We start from the raw sequence: 19,906 nt of genomic DNA, 5'->3' as shown, positions 1-19,906 counted from the left end.
TTTGCTGTTTCGCCCTCGGTAGCAGGTCCTGAGTCTGTCGTCGATATCTATTCTTTCACTTCTATTCCTACCAGCCATGCACCGTTTCCTGTATTGCACCGTGGCGGCCAGTCTGCTCATCGGTTTACCTGCTCAAGCTCAGCAGACTGCTCCCGCGCGCTACCACGTACAGAATCCTGCAACCCAATCTTTTGTGGAAGGCCAGGTGATTGATGCCCGCACGAAAAGAGGGTTACCGGGCGTCACAGTACTGGTAAAAGGCACTCGAAACGGGACTACTACCACCCCGAAAGGATATTTTCAACTGGAGTTAAAAGCGGAGCACCAAGTGCTGGTTTTCAGCTCAATCGGCTACGTAACGCGGGAGCTACCCCTGCGTCCGGGCCAAACGAAGCTGCCTACCGTAGCACTCCAGCCAGATAAGCGGCAGCTCAACGAAGTAGTAGTTACCGGCAAAGCCAAGTCACGGGATACCCGTCCGGCTTCACCGAAAAGCCGCAGGCAACAGACCGAAACAGTAGTCGGCAACATGGATATTCCGGCCGACCTCAGTGGATTGGGGTCGAGTGCAGGTACTGCGCCCGTAGATTATGCCCTGCAAGGCCGTGTAGCTGGCATAGCTATCAGCCCGAGCGGCGGGTACCTACCTGCCCGCCCCGAACCCGGCGCCGGCGAAACCTACGCCTCTATAGCTGAAAGCGGCTTTCACAACGCCACAAAAGACCCGCTGAGCACCTTCAGTATAGATGTAGATGCGGCGAGCTACAGCAACGTGCGCCGCTTTCTGCAGCAGGGCCAGCTGCCTCCGCACGATGCGGTGCGCACCGAGGAGCTGATTAACTACTTCCAGTACGACTACCCCGCCCCGGCCCCTACCTCATCTGAGCCTTTCCGGGTAGTTACGGAGCAGGCCCAGTGCCCCTGGAACCCCGAGCACCAGCTGGTGCAGGTGGCCCTGCAGGGCCGCCGGGTCGCTACTGAGAAGCTGCCGCCTGCCAACTTGGTATTCCTGGTAGATGTGTCGGGCTCGATGATGGGCGAGGACCGGCTGGGGCTGGTGCAGCAGAGCCTGCGGCTACTGACCAAAGAGTTGCGCCCCCAAGACAAGGTAGCGCTGGTGGTGTACGCCGGAGCCGCCGGGCTGGTGCTGCCCCCTACCCCCGGCTCTCGCCGCGCCGATATTCTCGCAGCCATCGACCAGTTGCAGGCGGGCGGCTCCACGGCCGGCGGGGCTGGTTTGCGCCTAGCTTATCAGGTAGCCCGACAGAACTTTAATAAGGAAGGCAACAACCGGGTTATCCTCTGCACCGACGGCGACTTCAACGTGGGCGAACAAAGCGACGCAGCCATGGAAAGCCTGATTACCCAGGAGCGCGAAACTGGCGTGTTCCTAACGGTGCTAGGGGTAGGCGAAGGCAATTACCAGGACAAGAAAATGGAGCTGCTGGCCGACAAAGGCAACGGCAACTACGCCTACCTCGATAACCTCGACGAAGCCCGCCGGGTGCTGGTCCGGCAGTTCGGCGGCACGCTGTTCGCCATTGCCAAGGACGTGAAGCTGCAGGTGGAATTCAATCCGGCCCTGGTGCGGGAGTACCGCTTGGTGGGCTACGAAAACCGCCTGCTGGCCGCCGAGGACTTCAACAACGACCGCAAAGACGCTGGCGAATTGGGCGCAGGTCACACCGTGACAGCCCTTTATGAGGTAGTACCCGTGGGAGCCCGCGCCACCGTCGATCCACTCAAATACCAGTCGGTGCCCACGGCTAAGGGTAGCGCCTCCGCTGAGGTACTGACCGTGAAGCTGCGCTACAAAGAGCCCCAGGGCAGCAAAAGCCAATTGCTAGAACAGCCGCTCACGGGCGCCCCTCATCCGATAGCCGAAGCTAGTGAGAACCTGCGTTTCGCGGCGGCGGTGGCTCAGTTCGGGATGCTGCTGCGCCAGAGTGACTACCGCGGCGCAGCCACCTGGGAATCAACGGCCCGCCTAGCGGAAGGTGCCAAGCGCTTCGACCCCGATGGCTACCGCGCCGAACTGGTGCGACTGATTAAGCTGGCAGAAGGCCTGCACCCTACCTCCGTGGAAGTTGGCATCCGGTAATAAGCCAAATACGCACGAGAACAAAAATCTTATTATCAATACTTTGCAACCTATTCAACCCACCCTATCTCTTCCCTACACCATGCGTTTATGCGGGTAGTTTCGGGCGTTTTGCTGCCGCTCTTCCTACCCCCCGAAGTCGGCCCAACCCCACTCACCAGCGGCTAGGCGGTGCCGGTTGCAGACGCGCCGCTGTAAGCGCCGCCGGGCCGACTTCGGCTTTACAGCTGATTGCCGTGCTTTATTCTTACGCTTGTATTTCTTGTGCCTATAAAAAAAGGCCCCACCGATTTTCGGTGGGGCCTTTGTGCAGGGAATAGGTAGTGGGAGAGAGAATTAGAACGAGTAGTTGACGGACGCCTTAATCACGCGGTTCTGGGCGTCGAAATTATTGTTTTTGTCCAGGGAAGAGAGGCCGTAGTCGTAGCCGGCGCTCAAGCCCAGGCCGTTCTGGAACTGGTAGCCCAGGCCACCCGTCACCGAGAAATCTACTTGGCGGAACTGGTCTTTGATATCAAAGTTCTCATTGAAGGCCGAGAAACCCAGGGCGCTGGCATTCACGCGGGCCTTACCCGAAAGCAGCACCGAAGCCTGCGGACCGGCAAACACGTAGAACCCATCGGTAAGGTAGCCTTTGGCCAGCAGCGGAATATCGAGGTAGGCCATGCGGGCAGTGGCTTTCACTTTGGCATTCAGGAAATCGAACTGCTCCAGCGGAATACGGCCCGTGAGCACGGTACCTTTCTCGGAGTAGCTTACTCCCGGCTCAATGGCGAAACGCGGGCCCAGGGGCAACGAGGCGTATAGGCCAGCATGGAAGCCAGGTTTCATTTCCTTGGTTATGGCTCCGTTGGTATAGTCGGCCAGGTCCATCACGCTGTTCACCGCATCCCCCGACCAGTCTGAAACGTTTACGCCGGCCCGGATGCCAAACTTGACCCCATCGGTAGCAGAAGACGAGGAGGAATAAGAAGTAGTAGAGCGAACCGGGCGGGCCTGGGCTTTGCCGGTGTAAGCCGGTACGCGGTGGGGCTGAATCTGCGCCTCGGAGGCGGTAGCAAATGCAGTAACAAAAAGGGCAGCAGCGGCCAGGCGGCCGAAAAGTCGCTTCGTATTCATGGCAGGAAAGGTTGGAAGGAAGGGCCGGCTACCAGAGGTGCGCAGCGGGTGGCTGCCGGCTTCAGAGAGGGTAGTATTACAAAACCGTGCCAACTTTCCTGACAGCGCTTTTAAATTGGTTGTAACAAGGCTCGATATATAACTCAAAAATTAAACTCAATACACTGTATTGCAGTGAATTATATTCATGAACAGCTTCCAATATTGACTACCCTATTGCATGGCCTTTTCATGTTGACGAGCGTCTGCTTCCAAACGTTTGTTCGTGTAAGCCGCCAAAAAATTAATTTGGAATTGCCGCAGATGTGCTTCACCTTGCTGGCACAAAGCACCTGATTTTCCATGCTTCAGCACACCGGCCGTTTCTTTTTTAGCTACTACTTCTACTACGTCACCACGTAGTCGAGCGGCCCTCCTGTAGCTTCCCCAACCGAAACATACAGCGCCTCTCGACAACCTCGGGAGGCGCTTTTTTTACGCTCACGCACTGCTGCTCATGCTCACCTCGGCTTTCTTTTATTACGGCTACCATCACTTCTTTTTTACAAAGAAGCCGGGCCTGATTTGCCGAAGCTGACCTGAAGCAGCTACTACCGCAAAACCAAGGCCCCGCACTCCGGAGGCCTTTTTTAATACCTTTTCATTACCAGTACCATGCTCCCAACCGTTGCCATTCAGGGTTTCGAAGGCAGTTTCCACCAGATAGCCGCCCGACGCTTCTTTAGCCCCGAGGTGGAGGTAGTGCCGTGCGCCACGTTTGGGGAGGTAGTGAATTCGGTGGTGCGGGGCACGGCCGGGGCGGCGGTTATGGCCATCGAAAACTCCATTGCCGGCAGCATTTTGCCCAACTACACGTTGCTGCGGAAGTCGGGCCTGCGGGTGATGGGCGAGACGTATCTGCATATTCGGCAGCACCTGATGGCCCTGCCGGGGCAGCGGCCAGAGGATATTACCGAAGTGCACTCCCACCCCATGGCCCTGCTGCAGTGCGCCGACTACCTGAACCGCTACAAGCACTGGCGGCTCGTGGAAACCGAGGACACGGCCCTGAGCGCCCAGCGCATCCGGGAGGGTAGCCGCGCGGGCATAGCGGCCGTGGCCGGCACGCTGGCCTCAGAGTTGTTCGAGCTGCCCATTCTGCAGGCCGATATTCACTCCGAGAAAAAGAACTACACCCGCTTTCTGGTGGTAGCCCGCCCCGAAAACACTCGGGAGGTAACCCTACCCAATAAAGCCTCGCTCTACTTCCATACTGCCCACGAGCAAGGCAGCTTGGCGCGGATTCTGGTGCGTATTGCCGAGCTGGGCATTAACCTCTCCAAGCTGCAGTCGTGCCCCAAACCCGGCAGCACCTGGCATTACTACTTCCACGCCGACTTGGAATTTGAGGAACCCGAGCAGTTGCAAGCCGCCCTCCAGGCCATTACCCCACTCACCGAAGGACTGGAAGTGCTAGGGGTTTACCACAAAGGCGACACGCACTAAAGTATAAACCTCACTTTGTCATCCTGAGCAGCCTACCCCATGCAAGTTTCCGTAGCCAGCCGCCTTCAGCACACCCAGGAATACTACTTCTCGCAGAAGCTGCGCGAAATTGACGGCCTCAACAAAGCGGGCAAGCAGATTATCAACCTGGGTATTGGCTCCCCCGATTTGCCACCCCACCCCAGGGTAGTAGCGGCTCTCACGCAAGCGGCCCAACAGCCGAATACCCACGCCTACCAGAGCTACAAGGGGGTGCCGGCCCTGCGCCAGGCCATGGCCGGCTGGTACCAGCGGCAGTACGGCGTAACGCTGGATCCGGAAGCGGAACTCCTGCCCCTGCTGGGCTCCAAGGAGGGCATTATTCATGTGAGCATGACGTTTCTGGAAGCCGGTGACGAGGTGCTGATTCCGAACCCCGGCTACCCCGCCTACCGGGCCGCGGCCCACCTAAGCGGCGCTACCCCCCTCGAGTACGACCTAACGGCCGAGAACCACTGGCTGCCCGACTTGGAGGCCCTGGCCCAGCGTGACCTAAGCCGGGTGAAACTGATGTGGGTAAACTACCCCCACATGCCCACCGGAACCGCCGCCGATGCGGCTTTCTTTGAGAGACTAGTGGCCTTTGCCACCGCCCACAACATCCTGCTGGTACACGACAACCCGTACAGCTTTATTCTGAACACCGAGCAGCCCCAGAGCCTGCTGGCAGTAGCGGGGGCGCGGGAAGTGGTGCTGGAGCTGAACTCCCTGAGTAAGTCGCACAACATGGCAGGCTGGCGCGTAGGAATGCTGGCAGGCCGAGCCGATCTACTGCAGGAGGTGCTGCGCTTCAAAAGCAACCTCGACTCAGGCATGTTTCTGCCAGTGCAGCTGGCCGCCGTGGAAGCTCTCAACCTGGATGCTACCTGGTACCAAGAGCTGAACGCGCACTACGCGGCCCGCCGCCAGCTGGTGTTTGAGCTGCTGGATACTATTAGCTGCACCTACAGCCGCAATCAGGTGGGCTTGTTTGTGTGGGCGGCGGTTCCGGCCGACTATGCCGATGGCTACGCTCTCAGCGACGAGCTGCTGTACCAGGCCAATGTGTTTATTACGCCGGGCGGCATTTTCGGCAGCAATGGCAACAAGTTCATTCGGGTAAGCCTGTGCCAAACCACAGAAGTCCTGTACGCCGCGCTCAGCCGCATCAAAGCCGCCCGAGAAACGCCTGCTACCCTACCCGCCTAATTAAACCCGGCAGCAGCTGGGCCCCTTTTGACCCTAGACCGAAACTCACCAGTTCACCATCTCACCACATGGTAGTCACCATCATCGGAATTGGCCTGATTGGCGGCTCTCTGGCCCTTAGCCTCAAGGAAACCGGCCTGGCTCATCATATCATCGGGGTGGACCGCAGCCCCGAAAACCAGCGGCAGGCCATAGCCTTGGGCCTGGTTGATGAGGTAGCAAACGACTTAGCCGCAGCCGTGCAGCGTGCCGACTTGGTGGTGGTGGCCGTGCCCATGGACGCTATGCTGGGTGTGCTACCCCAAGTACTGGACGCGGCCACCGACCGCCAAGTGGTGATTGACGTTGGCTCCACTAAGGCTACCCTGCTGGCGGCCGTAGAGGCCCACCCCCACCGCACCCGATTTGTGGCCGTGCACCCCATGGCCGGCACCGAATACTCGGGCCCTTCGGCGGCTGTGCCGGGTTTGTTTAAGGGCAAAACCCTGGTTATCTGCGACGCGGCCCGCAGCGCCGAGGACGCCGTGGCCCGGGTGGAGGCCGTATTCGGCCGCCTGGCCATGCAGCTGGTGTACATGGATGCCACGGCCCACGACCTGCACACGGCTTACATCTCGCACATTTCGCACATTACCTCTTTCGCGCTAGCCCTCACGGTGCTAGAGAAGGAAAAGGAAGAACAGCAAATCTTCGCTTTGGCCAGCGGCGGCTTTGAATCGACGGTGCGCCTGGCCAAAAGCTCGCCGGATATGTGGGTGCCCATCTTCCGTCAGAACCGCGTGAACGTGCTGGACGTGCTCGACGAGCACATCCACCAGCTGCAGCATCTGCGTGAGCTGATCCATCAGGAAGACTACTCAGCTGTTTATCAACAAATCGAACAGGCCAACCTGATCAAGAAAATTTTGAAGTAAGAACTAAAGCTAGAAAGCTAGCTCCTCTCCTTATCTAAGGGGAAACTAGTTTTAGTCAACTTCCCTACCCCCATCACAGAAACAAAACCTCAACATACTCATGGAACAGCTTCTCACTTCTCCTGCCGACGCGGCTGAGCACCCGAAATTCCTTGCCAAAAAGCCGCTTATCATTTCCGGGCCCTGCTCGGCGGAAACCGAGGAACAACTTATTGCTACCTGCACTCAGCTAGCCGCCACCGGCAAAGTAGATATGCTCCGGGCCGGCATCTGGAAGCCCCGCACTAAGCCTGGTCTGTTCGAGGGCATTGGCACCAAGGGCCTACCCTGGCTGCAGCGCGCCAAGCAGCTGACGGGCCTGCCCACCACCGTGGAAGTTGCTACCCCTAAGCACGTAGAAGACGCCTTGGCCTTCGATGTGGACGTGCTCTGGATTGGGGCCCGCACCACGGTAAACCCCTTCTCGGTGCAGGCCGTGGCCGATGCGCTGCGGGGCGTAGATATTCCGGTGTTCATTAAGAACCCCGTGCACCCCGACCTGGAGCTGTGGATGGGCGCCGTGGAGCGTCTGGCCAAGGTAGGCAACCAGAAAATCGGGCTGATTCACCGGGGCTTCGCCAGCTACGGCAACACCGAGTACCGCAACGCTCCCATGTGGCACCTGCCCATTGAGATGAAGCGCCGCCTGCCCGACCTCCCCATCATCTGCGACCCGAGCCACATCTGCGGCAACCGCACCGGCCTGGCCAGCGTGGCCCAGAAAAGCATCGACCTGGATTTCGACGGGCTGATGCTGGAGTCGCACATTGACCCCGACAATGCCTGGAGCGACGCCAAGCAGCAGGTAACGCCCCAGCGTCTCGCCGAGCTACTCGATGGCCTGATCTGGCGCCACGAAACCACCGACCAGCAAGAATTCCTCAACAAGCTCAGCCAGTTGCGCGCTCAAATCAACCAGCTTGATGATGAGATTCTGCATCTATTGGGCCGCCGCATGCAGGTAGCCGAGAGCATCGGGCAGTACAAGAAGGACAACGACATCACCATTCTGCAAACCAACCGCTGGAACGAGATTCTGGAGCGTGGCATTCAGCAGGGCAACCAGCTTGGCCTCACCCGCGACTTCATCCTGAAGTATTTCGACGCCGTGCACCTGGAGTCCATCAACCGCCAGAACCGCGTGATGAACCGCGAGAACCTGGAATAGTAGGGCGCGGGGTAACGGAGCTGATGAGGTAAAGCCAGAACGTCATGTCGAGCTAGTCGAGACATCTCGCGTGCTGACGTCACGATACTAACTCAACGATTCGAGTGAGATGTCTCGACTAGCTCGACATGACGTTCCGGTTTTGCTGCTTTCCAGACCTTACAGCACTTCATCCTGACAAACCCTTGACCCCATACGTCAAGGGTTTGTCGCGTTAGCGGGGGTAACACATTGACCGGGACGGATGGCTTGCTCAACTCGTTTAGCAGGCTTTCGGTCAGTTATTTCTACTATTAAGAAACGAACTGACCTCTGCTATGCCTACCCCCCTCCCCGCCCGCAAAGCTGGCCTGATGCTGGCTGCTACCCTTGCACTGGCAACTGGCTGCCAGCAGAAGCCTGATGCGGCATCCGCACCGGGTAATGCAGCTCCAGCCGCTACCCCTTCGGCGTATCTGAAACCGTTTGAATCGGGTATTCGCAGTGGCGGCGTGAAGATGATTCCCATCAAGACGCCCAAGGGAACCTTCAAGGTTTGGACAAAGCGGTTCGGGACGGGTAAAATCAAGGTCCTGCTGTTGCACGGCGGCCCGGCCATGACCCACGAGTACTTTGAGTGCTTCGAGAGCTTCTTCCCGCAGGAAGGCATCGAGTTCTATGAGTACGACCAACTCGGCTCCTACTACTCCGACCAGCCCACGGACGACGACCTGTGGTGCACCGAGCGGTTCGTGGACGAGGTGGAGCAGGTACGGCAGTCCTTGGGTATCGACAAGTTTTACGTGTTAGGCCACTCCTGGGGCGGCATTCTGGCTCTGGAGTACGCCCTCAAGCACCAGGACCATCTGGCCGGTCTCGTCATCTCGAACATGGTGGCCAGCATTCCGCGCTACGATGCCTACAACAAAACCCTACGGGCCCAGCTGCGCCCTACCCTGCTAGACTCCTTGGAGAAGTTCGAGGCCAAGAAAGACTACCATAACCCCACCTACGAAGGGCTGGTATTCAAGAACTACTATTCTAAGCACCTGCTGCGCCTGCCCGAGCTGCCCGACCCGGTGGCTCGCTCCTTTAAGCACGTCAACCAGCACGTGTACGAGCTGATGCAGGGCCCCAACGAGTTCAAAACCGCCGGCCGCCTGCTTACCTGGGACCGGTGGAACGACCTAGGCCAGATAACCGTGCCGACCCTCATGATTGGCGGGCAGTTTGATACCATGAACCCCAAGGACATGGAGGAAATGAGCTGCCGCGTACAGAAGGGTAACTACCTGCTCTGCCCCCAAGGTAGCCACATGAGCATGTGGGACGACCAGCAGACCTATTTCCGGGGCCTCATCCGCTTCCTAAAATCCGTGGACGATGGCTCGTTTAAAGCAGGCACCACGCTGTAGCTCACTCCTCTTCCCAGCCCGGAGGGTTTGAGCCGCTACATGGGGTAGACGAGTGACGTTCTTTTTAGTCAGGTGACGCGGACGTGTTCCAGCCGGGTACCTTTGGCGGCGGGCCGGAACACAGAACGAGGCTACTCGGGCTTGGTGGCGGCGGTAGCTTTCATACGGTCCTCAATTTGCCCCAGCAGGTAGGCTGCGTCCTGCTTGTGGGCGTCGTCGGGGAAGAGCTCCACGGCGCGGCGGGCGTGAAGCTGGGCTTTCTCAAACTGCTTGAGCTCCAGGTACACAAAGGCCAGGTTGAGGTGGGTAGTGGGCGCATCTTTTCGCAACTGAACAGAGCGCTCGAAGGGCGCAAGGCTTTCCTGAAACTGTCCTAGGCGCTGGTAAGAGTAGCCCAGGGCAAAGTACGAGAGGTAGTCGCCCTGGCCGTGGTCGTGGGCCAGCTGATAGTGCTTGATAGTGCGCTGAAACACCTCATCTTCTCCTAGTTCCTCCTCGGCGCAGTCGCACTGTTGCACCGCGAAATAGTAGTCGCCCAGGGCGCGGTCAAGCTTGTAGTTGTCGGGGTATTTTTCTTGAAGTTTCTCTAGCACCCGCCGCACCGGAAAGGAATAGTGCGGAGTATCTACGCCCAGTTGGCGCAGGCTGTCGGGCGAGAGGTCAAGCAGCTTCAGGTCGCGGAAGGCAAAGCGTTTCAACTCGTCGGTGGCCGTGTAATAGTTCAGGGCCAGCTCCGTTTTCTTCAGCGCCACAGCGGGGTCCTGATTCATCTGGTCCAGAAACTTAAGCAGCTTCCAGGCCGACTCATACTTGCGCTCCAGCACTAACTTATTGGCTCGGCGCAGGGCCGTAGCCTGGGCGGCAGCTTCGGTGGCGGCTGTAGTTTGGGCCCTCCCTACCTCAGGAGCCAGAAAGAACAGCAACAACAACAGGCAGGACAGACGCATAGGAGAGCAACGGTAAAATCGGCCCCAAAGATGCTGGAATTTGCGCAGTCGCAACCTCACGGCGCTGCCGGGGCATTTCTTTCTACAACGCTGATACCAATGGCCGTAGTACGAAGGACTAGTTATAGCGCTATGCAAAGCTTTCCCTACCCCCTTCCGGCTATGCGAAGCCTTTGTAGCCGCCCTGAAAAGTCTGATGTGGGCAAATTGTGGAGCGGCAGCCTGAAGGAAAAATGCGCAGGTTGCCGCCTGGCTCAGCAGAAGCAACCTCGGGGCTACGGCTGAGTATACTCCCCATTACTTTCTTCCTTTCTTGCGGCCATGCTCTTTTATACTGTGATGAAGCCCCTCGTGCAGGTGGCCCTGCGCGTGTTTTTCCGTCGCCTGGAGGTGCGCCACCCCGAGCGCCTGCGCATGCGCGGCCCTTTGCTCATCACCAGCAACCACCCCAATACCCTCATGGACCCGCTGGTGGCGGCCGTAAACCGCCGTCAGCCCATTGCTTTCCTGGCCAAGAGCACCTTTTTCAAGAACCCCATCTCGCGAGCTATTATGGAATCGGGCAACTCCATCCCGATTTATCGCCGCCAGGACCTGGATACCGGGGCCGAAACCCTGACGCCCGCTCAGCTGGAAGCTCAAAACGAAAAAGCCTTCGGGCGCTGCTACGACTACTTTGACAAGGGCGGCACCATCATGATTTTCCCCGAGGGCACCAGCGTATCGGAGCGGCGGCTGCGCCCCCTGAAAACCGGGGCGGCCCGTATTGCGCTGGGCGCCGAAGCCCGGCATGATTTCAAGCTGGGCCTGCACATTCTGCCCCTGGGCATCAATTACTTTGATCCGCAACGGTTCCGCTCCGATGTGTTCATGGACCTGGCAGAGCCCATTCGGGTAGCCGATTACGCCGCTCAGTACCAGCAAGACCCCGAAGCCGCCGCTGATGTGCTGACCGAGGAAATCCGCCGCCGCATGGAGTCGTGCCTGATTATTACTCGCACCGATGAGGAAGATGAGCTCATTACCCAGGTGGAGCGCACTTTCGGCCAGCACCTCATCCAGGACGACGAAGAAACCCTCTACGACAACTTCCAGCTCAGCCGCGTGCTGCTGAAGGCCGTGCGTTTTTTCGAGGAGCACGATGCCGGCCGCCTGCATGAACTGCAAACCAAGGTGCACGCCTACCACTTGGAGCTACAGCGCCTTCGCCTCACCGATGAGGCTCTGGAAACCCGACCCGGCGGCTCCAGCCGGGCCACGCGGGCCCTGGTGGCCGGGCTGCGGCTGGTGCTGGGTGCTCCGTTTTACCTCTACGGTGTCATCAATAATTACGTGCCCTACATCATTCCGTCCATGATTGCCCGCCGGGCTACCAAGGATGTGGAGTTTGTAGCGCCCATTATGCTGGTAACGGGCATGCTCACGTTCACGCTGGCGTATGCAGGACAAACCGCGCTGGTGTATCATTTCACCCAAAGCTGGATTTGGGCGCTGCTGTACTTGCTTAGCCTACCCCTTTCCGGCTTCTATGCCCTCAGCTACTGGGGCAACCTGGCAAGCCGCATACGCCGGTTGCGGGCTCTGCACTTATTCCGGCGACAGCGGCCCGTTGTGGAAGGCCTGCTCCGCCAGCGCACCGAACTGATTCGCTTGCTGCGCGAAGCCCGGGAAACCTATCTGGCCGCGCGGTAAGTAAAGTAGCAGGCTTAGTGCCCCAGTTACCCACAAGCGGGTTTTCCTACCCCCTAAAACGCAACAAGCCCCTACCTCCGCGCCGGAAGCAAGGGCTTGTCTGGTATGCAAAGGGGGGGTAAGGCTGAAGCAGGGGGTAGTACTGGCTTACTCGGCTAGATATCCAGCTTCAGTCCTAGGCTCAGAGTCAGAATATCGACGGGGGATAAGCCCTTCAGGTTCTGAACATAGCTAATGACATACAAATCATTGGAGCCCAACTCATAATAAGCCGACAGATTGCGCGAGCGGCCTTTGGCCGTGGCCGGCAGAGCATAACTCAGGCGGCTTCCCAGCAAGGGCCCTACCCGTGTATCCGTCGAGAACCAGTAGTAGCCGCGGTAATATTGGTTGGGTTCTTCGTCGTTGAGGGTGCCGTGGGTGTAGCTGAAGTAGCCCCCAACCATCAGAGGTTTCAGAGCCCACTTTTGGCTTTTGCCCAGGGGTAGGGTCCAGGGTGAGTACAGCAGCTTGGCCGAGTAAATAGACAGCCGGGAGCCTGCGTACTTGCGGGGCACATAGCCAATAAGAATATCCAGATCAAGGCGGTCTTTGAGGGAGTACCCAAAGCCCGCCGATACCATGCCCAAGCCGCCGCCCGTTTGGGCTACTACGTGGCGAGGCCGGTACCAGGGCAGGGGCTCGGCAGGCGCAGCCTGCACAGGAGCCGGGCTCAGGCCCGATGAGGGGGTAGCGCCCGTGGTGTCGGGTAGGGTAGTGAGGCCGTTGGGGCCCGCGAAGGCGGCCAGCGGAGCAGCCGCCAGGGCGGCCAGGAGTAGTCGCTGTACCATTAGAACTGTACTTTTTTCAACCGAAACTGTTTGTCGCCCCACACGGTCACAATCACGTACTGGCGCTTCTCGAAGCCGTAGGAATTGATGTAGGTGACGCCGTCATTAAAGGGCTCCCCGATGCTGAAATCGTGGCGGTGGCCGTTCATCTCGAAGGCCAGGCGCGGGTCGTTGCGCAGGGCCGTTACGTACGCGTCGCGTACGGCGGGGTCAAAGTCCTCATCCTGGGGCGGTACGTGCGAGATGATGACGTGCCGGCGCGTGGAGGTATCCTTCAGCTCCTGGTTTACCCAGGGCATGTTCGGAATCTTGCCATCGAAGTTGTACTCCCGCCCGTTGGTATCGGTCATGATAAACTTCGTGTCGCCGTAGGCAAACGAGTAGTTCAGGGGCCCGAAAATGGCCTCGTAGGCTTTGCGCCCGTTGCCCACCGAGTCGTGGTTGCCGATAACGGTGACGTAGGGGATTTTCAGCTTGCGCAGATGGTCATCCACCCAGCGCATCTCGCGGCCAAAACCGAAGTCGGAAATGTCGCCGGCAATAATCAGAAACTGCACGCCAGCCTGCTGGTTTACGCTTTTCACCAGGTCCTCGGCTTCATCGTAGAAGCGCTGAGAATCACCGGTAAATACAAAGCGCAGGGTATCGCCAGCAGGCAGCGGGTTCTGATTTAGGCGGGCCAGGTTTTTAGCCGTCAGGTCCTGCTGACGATCGGGCGCGCGGTGGTCGTTGGGGCTAAACTCCAGCATCTCGCAGCCACCAAACAAGAGAGCAGCCGCAACAGGAAGAAGAGTACGTGAGGGGAGGGTTCGGAAAAATGAGCGCATATGCCTCGGCACAAGAACAACAATAGGTAAACTACCCGGCGGGATAGTTCCGGCGCTATATACCAGTGAAGCCTACGGTTTGTTGAGCTTGAGGGGTCATTCTCAGACACACTGAGGAGGCTTTTATCAGAAGCGTTTCCTGGGCAAAGCGGCCTTTTTAGCCTTTTGCAGCCAAAAATCAGCTCCCTACCCGGCCCTCAGAAAGTCTCAGTTTCCATTAAAATTCTTCTTTCTAAGCTCCTACCCCGCTTCTTACTCATCGAGGTACTGGTGCACGAACTTGATGGCCATGCTGCCCTCGCCTACTGCCGAGGCAACCCGGGCCATGGCTCCCGCCCGACTATCACCGGCGGCAAACACGCCGGGTACACAGGTTTCGAGCAGGTAGGGCTCCCGGCGCGGGTGCTTCCAAGAGGTGGCGTAGCGCGGGTCCGTCACCAGGTCGCGGCCGGTCAGCACAAAGCCTTTCGCGTCGCACACAATGGTGTTGCACACCCATTCGGTACTGGGCTTGGCTCCAATGAACACAAAGAGGGCCCGGGCTGGCCGCCGCTCCAATTGCCCCTGGCGGTTAAGGATTACTTCCTCCAGGTGGTCATCACCGTACACTTCGGCTACCTCCGTGAAAGGCAGTAACTCAATGTTGGGCGTCTGGCCAATCTGCTCAATGAGGTAAGCCGACATGGACGCAGCCAGATTAGCGCCCCGAATGACGATGTACACCCGGTGGGCATAGGTAGCCAGGTACATAGCCGCCTGTCCGGCCGAGTTGCCCCCACCTACAATGTATACGTCCTGCTCCTGGCAGGTGCGGGCCTCGGTGCGCGCGGCCCCGTAGTATACCCCTGCCCCACTCAGGCGGTCCATACCCGGTGCGGCCAGCGTGCGGTAGCTAACGCCGGTAGTGAGCACCACGGCCCGCGTCTGCACTTTGCCACCATCGCTCAGGGTGAGCACTTTGTAGCCGTCCTGCACGCACATATCTACTACCTCCTGCGGAGCCAATAACTCGGCGCCTAGGCGCACGGCTTGGGTCCAGGCGCGGTGGGCCAGTTCACTACCGCTAAGCCCCGTCGGGAAGCCCAGGTAGTTTTCGATGCGGGAGCTAGTGCCGGCCTGCCCACCGGGGGCCTGGCGCTCTATCACCAGCGTTTTTAGTCCTTCCGAAGCGCCGTACACCGCAGCGGCCAGGCCGGCCGGGCCGGCGCCAATAACCACTACATCGTACAGCTCCTGAGAGGCTTGCACTACCAGACCAATGCGGGTGGCAACTTCCGTAGCCGTGGGGTTAGGCAAGGCCGTGCCGTTTTCCAATACTACCACTGGCAGGTCGCTGGCGGTTAAGCCTTTCTGAGCCAGCAAGGCCTGCGCCTCCGAATCAGTTTCGAAATCAAGCCACTGGTAGCCGATGAGGTAGCCTGCCAGAAAATCTTTGAGGTCGTGGGAGCGAGGCGACCATTGAAACCCGATCAGGCGCACCCCCCGGAAAGGCGGCTTGTACGTCATTTCCCAGGCCCGCAACAGATCATGCAGGGTAGGGTACAGCAGTTGCTGGGGCGGGTCCCAGGGCTTCATGAGGTAATGGTCGAGGCGGGCCGAGTTGATGGCCCGGATAGCGGCTTCCGTATCGGCGTAGGCCGTCAGGAGCACGCGCTTGGCATCGGGATAGAGTTGGCGGGCCTGCGTGAGGACCTCCACGCCTTCCAGATCGGGCATGCGCTGGTCGGCCAGAATTAAGGCCAGAGGCTCCTCCCGCTCCTTCAGCTCCTGAATGGTGGCCAGCGCCTCCCGGCCCGAGCTGGCCCGCAGTACCCGGTAGTCGCGCCGAAACTCCTGACGCAGGTCCCGGTCGATGGCGCTCAGTACCTGAGGATCATCATCAACGCAAAGTAAAACAGGCTTTTTCATAGGAAGGAGGGGAGGCTGGTCAATATATCTGCTGCCGGGTGGAGTAGCAGTACAAAGGAATACTGAAATGCGTTATCGGGCAGCAATGGGGGTTTCTCAATTTCGGCTTAGTTGCGCCCTATCACTGGCAGCCACACGCCAAATTCCGTGCGCCCGGGCACTGACTGAACCTCTAGCCGCCCCCCGTGCTGCTCGATAATCCGCAGGGCTATGTCGAGGCCCAGGCCGGTGCCTTCGCCCGCTGGTTTGGTGGTGTAAAAAGGCTCCATGATGTGGGGCAGCACCTCGGGCGGAATGCCAGGACCGTTATCAATGATGAATACGCGCACAAAGTCGCCTTCCTGCCGGGTGCGCACGGTTATTTCGCCACCGGGGGGTAGGGCGTCGATGGCATTGTCGAGCAGATTGGTCCAGACTTGGTTGAGGCTGCTGACCTGTCCGCTCACGGGCGGCAGGGCGGGCGCATAGTCCCGGACAACGGTAACCTTTTCCTCGCGCAGGCAATAGCTCATAATATTGAGCGTGCTCTCCAGGCCGTCATGCACATCCAGGGGCGCAAAGTTGCTCCCACGGTCCATGTGACTGTAGGTCTTTACGTTGGCAACGAGGGTAGTAATACGCGAGCCTGCTTCCTGCACATCCAGCACCAGCCGACGGGTAGTGAGCTGCCCTTCCAGCCAGCTGAGAGCCGCCGGGCGGGCCGGCTCCGGCAAGTCGGCTACTACGGGCTCTAGTTGGCTCAGGGTCAGGCCCGCATCAAGCAGGCCGCCGGCTAGTTGGTAGCCATCCGAAACGCCCTGGGTTTCCAGCCAATCCGCCAGCTCATCCTCTGCATCGGCCCGCGCCAGTGCCGACTGGGTGGGCGGGGTAGGAGCCACCGAGCCGGTTGCCAACTCTGCCAGCGCCTGCAGGGTTTCGGGGCTGGGGCAGTGGCGCACGAACTCCAGTAGCAGGGCGGGCTTGGCTTGTAGTAAAGTGGCCAGGTTTTCGGCAGCTCGCATGATGGCGGCGGCCGGGTTGTTTAGCTCATGTGCCAGGCCAGCCGAGAGCTTGCCCAGGGCCCGCAGTTTGTCGTCGCGCTCCTGGCTACGCGCTTCCAGCCGGGCCCGGTCGCTCATCAGCCCTACTAAGCGTTGCACCAGCTCCGGGCTTACCTGCTCCAGCTCCGGAAACAGGTTGCGGTGAAGCATAAAGGCCTCGGTTTCGCCCAGGGCTACCCCCTCACGCGAAATGATACGCAGCCGGGAGTAGGGCAGCACGCCCGTGACCTGCCCTACTTCTACCCGGAAGCCCGGCTCCCGCTGCCCGTTGCGCTGCCCATAGAACTGAATGCCCCCACGCAGCAGCGCCATCATGTACTCGGCTTCGTCGCCGGTTTGTACGACGGTTTCACCGGGGGCAAAAATGCGCCGTGCGCCGCGGTTGGCCAGCCATTGCAGGGTAGACGTGGGCAAATCGGCGAACATAGCTATCTGGGCTAGTTCATCGGGCAAAATGGGCGCAGTAGTTGTCATGGTTTCCTCAAAAAGGTGCTCCTACTAGCATCAGGAGGTTCGCGTTTTGATGAGCTAGATAGCACGACGCTCTGATACTATGATAAGGTAGGAGGTTATCTTTTCACTTTAAGGCCTAAACAGCGAAGCCACCTCAACCGCCTCCTGAATGGAGACGATAGGTGGCTTCGCTGTTTAGGCCTTAAAGTGCCGCGTACTTACTGGCGCACTACTTTCGTGGAGAAGCGCTGTTGCCCTTGCACTACTTGCACCCAGTACACACCGCGGGGCCAACGGACTGCCTGGGGCACCCGCAGAGTTGTAATGCCGGACGTCAAGACTACATCCTCAGCTAGTTGCGTTTGGCCGGCCGCATTCACAACCACTAGGTGCGCCGGGCCAGCTAGCGTGCCGCGCAGCTCCAGGGTAAGCACATCCGTCACGGGGTTGGGCTCGGCTACCAGGGTAGCACTTACGCTGCTTACCGCTACCGGCTGCACCGGCGAGTACTGCACTTTACCATTTTGGTCAACCTGACGCAGCCGGTAGTACACCGTAGCAGTAGCGTACCGCATCAGGTTTACATCGGTGTAGCGGTACTCGCGGCGCTGGCTGGACGTGCCCGCACCGGCTATCTCACTTACCGCCGTGAATGTGTGCGCATCGGGGCTGGCTTCTACCACGAAGTAGGCGTTGTTCAGTTCCGTAGCTGTAGCCCACGTAAGCACGGCCTGCAGACCAGCCTCCCGAGCGGTAAATGAGAGGAGTTGTACAGGCAGGGGCGTTACTATGAGGGCATCCCGGTAGTCTGTCAGGCCGTTCGCATTGTAATCCGGAATACCGGAAACGTCGGCGTAGGCTTTGCCTAAAGAGGAAGGGTCCAGCAAGTCAACCAACCCATCAAGATCTGTGTCGTGGAAGAAGGTGCTGGTAGGATCCAGGAAGTTCGGGATGCCATTGGCATTGCTGTCATTAAGCCACTCTGGAGCTCCACTGTTCTTGGGGTCGGTATTGGGGTAGAAACTAGTGTTGCCACCAGCAGCAACGAAGGCAGCGGCCCGAGCCCGGAAATCGTCTACTGACACGCCATTGCTGTTGTCATCGAAGGCTTCTTTCCAGTCAGCGGCCGCGTCCCCATCAGAGTTGGGGTCAAGGAAGTCAGGCGTTCCATCTTTGTCGGTGTCGGGTAGGGTAGTAAAGCCCGAGGTATTCTGTGGGCGGCCGCTGCCATCTACGCTGGAAGTGTAGTTGCCATTAGCGGCGCTGTAAATGGCCCGGAAGCCCGTACTCATCTGCCCATCAGTACCTTCTACTACGTCCGGGATTCCGTCGTTATCAGAGTCCAGATCAAACTGATTAATGATACCATCACCATCCGTATCGAGCCGGGCTACTACCCCTTTGGCATTGAGCGGACCGTAATCAGCATCCTCGTAGTTTAACACCCCATCATTGTCGTCGTCGTTGTTTGCCCGGGCATCACCCGATTCGATAGCATCCGCAATACCATCGTTATCATCGTCTGCATCCTGGTCATCCACTAAGCCATCGTTGTCGTGGTCGTACTGCAGGGAAATGCTGCACACCTCCTGCTGGGCCGTTGCACCACCAGTAGAAGCTGTGAAGCCCCAGTACACCAATGGGTTGTTCCCGAATACGGTACGCACCAAATTTTCCGTATAGGTAACTCGTAATGCATTGTCATAATACACCTGCATGGTTTGTGTACTAGCATTCCAGACAATACGAGCTTGGTGGTAGGCACCATCTTCAATATTGACAGGGCTGCCGACACTATTCACTTTAGCGGCAATAGCCTGGGCTGTACCACCCGCTGGGGTGGTAAAAATTAGGGGTTTACCAATTTCGCCATTCTTAGTTATAGCAATGTGGTCGGCTTCAATGTCGCCGATGTTACCTGCATTGTTGTAAATATCAAACTCCACTGCAATGGATGGCGCAATAGCCGCCATACCCATGTTCTGAGCACCTCCTCCTATTACACTGGTACCACTGGGGTTGCGTTGCAAGGCAAACATCATCCCGTCGCCACCACCGTCATTATTCCCATGATAGGTCTGGAACTGGATGGTAAATGACTTGGCCAAGCTCAGTTGCTGTAGTCGCCACACCGAGCCTGTCTTATTGCCCGCGTTAGGTACTACAATAAAGTTATCCTTGGCGGAGCAACCTGTACCCACCGTAGCATCTCCGTTGAGCTGGTAAAGGTTTGTTTGGGCTTGCGCCGTAGTGGCCTGAAACAAGCCCATCCCCGCTACAAGGGCACTACCCCATAAGAAGCGACGAACAGATAAGCTACCCGGAGTAGTAACTTCCGTAGCAGAGGCACAAGGGGTATTATGCCCAAAATAAGACAAAGGAAACATTGCAATGAGGTGTGAAGTAGCTAGAGCAGTACTGTTGCCAAGCACAACAGTAGTTACAAAGGTACCCACCTAACCTATGTAGCAACACGCAAATCAAAAAAGCACAATTAAGCGCTGCTACTTAATGCATTAAGACTGATGATGAACTACCATCATTTTTCATATCCCTATAACTTTTGTAAGCAGTTAATGAAAGCCTTTGGCTATATATGAAGGGGTAAATGCTTATAAGCACCTTTTTACCTGAGTAGGAGCCTAGTTATATATTCTTCATATGACATACTGCTCTATGCTATTATCCCAATATAATACAAACATGATATTTATTTCCACATTTGAGACTAATCATCTTATGCTTGTTGCTCAATAACTGGC

General features: G+C 58.1%; 14 protein-coding genes. 7 read left to right on the top strand and 7 right to left on the bottom strand.

Annotation, left to right across the window (positions count from 1 at the left end):
• The first annotated feature begins 76 nt into the window (after positions 1-76).
• Positions 77-2,101, top strand: a complete 2,025-nt coding sequence (locus tag DNI29_RS00730) for a vWA domain-containing protein (protein ID WP_110976156.1) — start codon at positions 77-79, stop codon at positions 2,099-2,101.
• 336 nt (positions 2,102-2,437) lie between these two features.
• Here DNI29_RS00730 and DNI29_RS00725 read toward each other — a convergent pair whose 3' ends face one another.
• Positions 2,438-3,220: a porin family protein gene (locus DNI29_RS00725; protein WP_110976155.1), complete on the bottom strand. Its 783-nt coding sequence runs from the start codon at positions 3,218-3,220 to the stop codon at positions 2,438-2,440.
• 654 nt (positions 3,221-3,874) lie between these two features.
• On the opposite strand from DNI29_RS00725, the gene DNI29_RS00720 reads away from it, so the two are divergent.
• The 5 genes from DNI29_RS00720 (at position 3,875) to DNI29_RS00700 (ending at position 9,447) form a co-directional block, all read left to right on the top strand.
• On the top strand, positions 3,875-4,705 hold the full coding sequence (locus tag DNI29_RS00720; protein WP_110976154.1) for a prephenate dehydratase: 831 nt from the start codon (positions 3,875-3,877) through the stop codon (positions 4,703-4,705).
• 39 nt (positions 4,706-4,744) lie between these two features.
• A complete protein-coding gene (locus tag DNI29_RS00715; protein ID WP_110976153.1) occupies positions 4,745-5,932 on the top strand; it encodes a pyridoxal phosphate-dependent aminotransferase in 1,188 nt (395 codons plus the stop codon).
• A 68-nt stretch (positions 5,933-6,000) separates the two neighbouring features.
• Positions 6,001-6,846: a prephenate dehydrogenase gene (locus DNI29_RS00710; protein WP_110976152.1), complete on the top strand. Its 846-nt coding sequence runs from the start codon at positions 6,001-6,003 to the stop codon at positions 6,844-6,846.
• A 100-nt stretch (positions 6,847-6,946) separates the two neighbouring features.
• Positions 6,947-8,053 (top strand): chorismate mutase, encoded by a 1,107-nt coding sequence (locus DNI29_RS00705; protein WP_110976151.1) that lies wholly within the window; start codon positions 6,947-6,949, stop codon positions 8,051-8,053.
• Positions 8,054-8,370: 317 nt separating this feature from the next.
• Positions 8,371-9,447, top strand: a complete 1,077-nt coding sequence (locus DNI29_RS00700) for a proline iminopeptidase-family hydrolase (protein WP_238387967.1) — start codon at positions 8,371-8,373, stop codon at positions 9,445-9,447.
• Positions 9,448-9,578: 131 nt separating this feature from the next.
• On the opposite strand, the gene DNI29_RS00695 is transcribed toward DNI29_RS00700, so the two are convergent.
• The gene (locus DNI29_RS00695) at positions 9,579-10,394 is read right to left on the bottom strand and encodes a tetratricopeptide repeat protein (RefSeq protein ID WP_110976150.1); all 816 of its coding nucleotides are present in this window, start codon (positions 10,392-10,394) and stop codon (positions 9,579-9,581) included.
• A 321-nt stretch (positions 10,395-10,715) separates the two neighbouring features.
• On the opposite strand from DNI29_RS00695, the gene DNI29_RS00690 reads away from it, so the two are divergent.
• Positions 10,716-12,086 (top strand): lysophospholipid acyltransferase family protein, encoded by a 1,371-nt coding sequence (locus tag DNI29_RS00690; RefSeq protein ID WP_110976149.1) that lies wholly within the window; start codon positions 10,716-10,718, stop codon positions 12,084-12,086.
• A gap of 155 nt (positions 12,087-12,241) precedes the next feature.
• Here the strand turns inward: DNI29_RS00690 and DNI29_RS00685 are convergent, their stop codons facing one another.
• The 5 genes from DNI29_RS00685 to DNI29_RS00665 all read right to left on the bottom strand — a co-directional run bounded on the left by DNI29_RS00685 (position 12,242) and on the right by DNI29_RS00665 (position 19,531).
• Positions 12,242-12,916, bottom strand: coding sequence for a hypothetical protein (locus DNI29_RS00685; protein ID WP_110976148.1), 675 nt, complete (start codon positions 12,914-12,916; stop codon positions 12,242-12,244).
• Positions 12,916-13,743 (bottom strand): metallophosphoesterase family protein, encoded by an 828-nt coding sequence (locus DNI29_RS00680; RefSeq protein WP_110976147.1) that lies wholly within the window; start codon positions 13,741-13,743, stop codon positions 12,916-12,918. The genes DNI29_RS00685 and DNI29_RS00680 overlap by 1 nt, the downstream gene beginning before the upstream one ends.
• Positions 13,744-13,995: 252 nt before the next feature.
• Entirely contained in the window at positions 13,996-15,651 is a 1,656-nt protein-coding gene (locus tag DNI29_RS00675) for an NAD(P)/FAD-dependent oxidoreductase (protein WP_110976146.1), read from the bottom strand.
• 107 nt (positions 15,652-15,758) lie between these two features.
• Entirely contained in the window at positions 15,759-17,165 is a 1,407-nt protein-coding gene (locus tag DNI29_RS00670; RefSeq protein ID WP_110976145.1) for a sensor histidine kinase, read from the bottom strand.
• A 197-nt stretch (positions 17,166-17,362) separates the two neighbouring features.
• A complete protein-coding gene (locus DNI29_RS00665; protein ID WP_110976144.1) occupies positions 17,363-19,531 on the bottom strand; it encodes an L-type lectin-domain containing protein in 2,169 nt (722 codons plus the stop codon).
• Positions 19,532-19,906: the final 375 nt, after the last annotated feature.

The organism is Hymenobacter sediminis (genome assembly GCF_003231285.1).
GTDB classification, from domain to species: Bacteria; Bacteroidota; Bacteroidia; order Cytophagales; family Hymenobacteraceae; genus Hymenobacter; species Hymenobacter sediminis.
The sequence above is the reverse complement of the archived record's forward strand: the minus strand, read 5'-3'. Positions and strand labels throughout refer to the sequence as shown.